Source organism: Streptomyces sp. SID3343 (genome assembly GCF_009865215.1).
Classification (GTDB): domain Bacteria; phylum Actinomycetota; class Actinomycetes; order Streptomycetales; family Streptomycetaceae; genus Embleya.
Genome location: NZ_WWJX01001140.1, coordinates 1 through 3,193, shown reverse-complemented (window position 1 = coordinate 3,193; position 3,193 = coordinate 1). Strand labels below are relative to the sequence as shown.

3 protein-coding genes are annotated in these 3,193 nt (G+C 73.1%); all 3 read left to right on the top strand.

Translation table 11 applies throughout. The features are described 5' to 3' along the window. A partial coding sequence (locus tag GT354_RS35955) for an ABC transporter ATP-binding protein (protein WP_161360581.1) occupies positions 1 to 1,008 on the top strand: 1,008 nt, incomplete at its 5' end. Next, a complete protein-coding gene (locus GT354_RS35950; RefSeq protein WP_161360580.1) occupies positions 1,005 to 2,024 on the top strand; it encodes an oligopeptide/dipeptide ABC transporter ATP-binding protein in 1,020 nt (339 codons plus the stop codon). The genes GT354_RS35955 and GT354_RS35950, both read left to right, overlap by 4 nt. A gap of 132 nt (positions 2,025 to 2,156) precedes the next feature. Further along, positions 2,157 to 3,092, top strand: a complete 936-nt coding sequence (locus GT354_RS35945) for a dihydrodipicolinate synthase family protein (RefSeq protein ID WP_161360579.1) — start codon at positions 2,157 to 2,159, stop codon at positions 3,090 to 3,092. Positions 3,093 to 3,193 lie beyond the last annotated feature (101 nt).

Genomic DNA, 3,193 nt, shown 5'->3' with positions numbered 1-3,193 from the left:
CGCCTGGCCGAGGCCGCCGACCGCCGGCCCGCGCGCGAGATCCCCGACGTGGAACCGCTGCTGTCGGTGCGCGGGTTGAGCGTGCGCTTCCCCGACCGGCACGGCGGGGTGCGCATCGTCGACGGCGTCGACTTCGACGTGCGGCCCGGCGAGACCGTCGGCCTGGTCGGCGAGAGTGGTTGCGGCAAGAGTCTGACCAGTCTGGCCGTGATGGGCCTGCTGCCCAAGGGCGCCGAGACCGGTGGCGAAGTGCGCTTCGCCGGGCGCGACCTGCTCGCGATGTCCCCGCGCGAGCGCCGCCCGCTCCTGGGCCACGAGATCGCGATGGTCTACCAGGACGCGCTCAGCTCGCTCAACCCCGCCCTGACCATCAAGACCCAACTCACCCAACTCACCCGCCGGGGCGGTACCCGTACACCCACCGAACTCCTCGAACTGGTCGGCCTCGACGCCGCCCGCACCCTGCGCAGCCACCCGCACCAACTCTCCGGCGGCCAACGTCAGCGCGTGCTGATCGCGATGGCCCTGTCGCGCGGCCCTCGGCTGATCCTGGCGGACGAGCCGACCACCGCACTCGACGTCACGGTCCAGGCGCAGGTGGTGGACCTGCTCGTGCGCCTGCGCGACGAACTGGGCTTCGCACTGGTGTTGGTCTCGCACGACCTGGCCCTGGTGTCCTCGCTCGCCGACCGGATCGTGGTCATGTACGGCGGCCACATCGTCGAGACGGGCCGCACCGCACAGCTGCTGCGCCGGCCCGAACACCACTACGCGCGCGGCCTGCTGGGCTCGGTGCTGTCCCTGGAGGCGGCCGAGGACCGGCTGCACCAGATCCCCGGTGTGGTGCCGCCGCCCGCCGAGTTCGGCCCGGGCTGCCGGTTCGCCGAACGCTGCCCGGCCGCGAGCGACCTGTGCCGCGACACCCGCCCGGCATTGACCGGCGACGTGTACGACCACGCCGCCGCGTGCCACCACCCGGCCGTGACCCTGACCGGAGCCCCCTCATGAACGACACCGAGACCGCTCCCCCGCCCGCGACCCCGGCCGGATCCGAGCCGACCGGCCCGCCCGTACTCTCCGTGCGCGACGTCGACGTCACCCACCGGATCGCCGGCGGCAGGCTCTTCGCCAAGGCACACCTGCACGCCCTCACCGGCGCCCGGATCTCGGTCCGGCGCGGCGAGGTTCTGGGCATCGTCGGCGAATCCGGCTGCGGCAAGTCGACCCTCGCCCGGGTCCTGGTGGGCCTGCAAAAGCCCACCGCCGGTGTGGTGCGCTTCCACGACGAGGATCTGTGGGGCATGCCGGCCACGCGCCGCGCGTCCGAATTCGGCGGCGCGGTCGGCATGGTCTTCCAGGACGCCTCGACCGCGCTCAACCGGCGGCTGACCGTACGCACGGTGCTCCGCGACCCGCTGGACGTCCACGGACGCGGTACCAAGGCACAGCGCGAGGCGCGGGTGCGCGAGGTGATGGACCTGGTCGGCCTGCCCCCGAGCGCCGCCGAGGTGCTGCCGGGGCAACTCTCCGGCGGGCAGCGCCAACGGGTGGCCATCGCCCGCGCACTGGTCCTGGAACCCGAGGTGATCGTCGCCGACGAACCCACCTCGGCGCTGGACGTGTCGGTGCGCGCGCAGATCCTCAACCTGCTGCGCGACCTCAAGGACCGGCTCGGCCTGGGCCTGGTCTTCATCTCGCACGACATCCAGACCGTGCGCTACCTCGCCGACCGGATCGCCGTCATGTACCTGGGCCGCGTCGTCGAGGAGGGGCCGGCGGAGCGGATCGTGCACGCGCCGCGCCATCCGTACACGGTCGCGCTGTTCTCGGCGACGCCGAGCCTGCTGGCCTCGACCGAGCGGATCACGCTGACCGGGCCGCTGCCTTCGGCGGTCGACCCGCCGAGCGGGTGCGCGTTCCGGACCCGGTGCTGGAAGGCGACCGACGTGTGTGCGCAGACGGCGCCGGAGCCGCGCGCGGCCGAGGAGGAGGGGCATCTGTTCCGCTGCCACCACCCGATGTGACGGGGCGGGTCGCCTTCCTCGTATCGCCTCATGTCTCCCAATTGGGAGACACCGGCGTCCCGCGTTTCCTTTGCTTTTGTCCGATCCCTTTCACCGCTTTCACCCCCTTCACCGCCAGGAGCTCTGACCCGCATGACCCCGTCGCCCACCGCACTTCGTGGCGTCGTACCCCCCGTCTGCACGCCGCTCACCCCCGACCTGGAGGTCGACGCGCGTTCGCTGGAGCGACTGATCGCGCATCTGCTCGACGCCGGTGTGGACGGCCTGTTCGTCCTCGGCTCGACCAGTGAGGTGGCGTTCCTGCCCGACGCCCATCGGGCCCGGGTCCTGGAGATCGCGGTGGGCACGGTCGCCGGCCGGGTCCCCGTGGTCGCGGGGGTCATCGACACCGCGACGCTGCGGGTGGCCGACCACGTGCGCACCGCCGAGAAGCTCGGCGCGGACGGCGTCGTGGCCACCGCGCCGTTCTACACCCGCACCCACCCGGCCGAGGTCGACGCGCACTTTCGGATGCTGCGCGCCGTCACCGACCTCCCGGTGATCGCCTACGACCTGCCGGTGTCGGTGCACTCCAAGCTCGGCACCGCGCAGCTCGCGACCCTGGCCCGCGACGGCGTCATCCAGGCGGTCAAGGACTCCAGCGGCGACGAGGGCGGCTTCCGCCGACTGCTCCTGGAGACGGCGGACGTACCCGGCTTCGCGCTGCTGACCGGCTCGGAGCTGACCGTGGACACCTCGTTCCGAATGGGTGCGCACGGCGTGGTCCCGGGCCTGGGCAACGTCGACCCGAGCGGCTACACCCGGCTGCGCGACCTCGCCGCGGCCGGCGACTGGGACGCGGCGAAGGCCGAACAGGAGCGCCTGATCGCCCTGTTCGGCCTGGTCGACGCGGGGGCGCCGGAGCGGATGGGCCGCGGCTCGTCGGCGCTGGGCGCGTTCAAGGCCGCCCTGCACGCGCTCGGGGTCATCGACTGCCCGGTCACCGCCACCCCGCAGATACCGCTGAACGCGGCCGAGGTCGACGTCGTGCGCGGCCACCTGGTCCGGGCCGGCCTGCTCGCGGCATGACCGGGCCCGGATGGCCCCGGATCGGGGTCGACATCGGCGGTACGAAGATCGCCGCCGGCCGGGTACACGCCGACGGCACCGTGACCGACCGCCGGGTGCGC

Coding starts and splice junctions, on each gene's coding strand:
- GT354_RS35950 (WP_161360580.1), top strand. CDS start 1,005: ATGAACGACACCGAGACCGCTCCCCCGCCCGCGACCCCGGCCGGATCC.
- GT354_RS35945 (WP_161360579.1), top strand. CDS start 2,157: ATGACCCCGTCGCCCACCGCACTTCGTGGCGTCGTACCCCCCGTCTGC.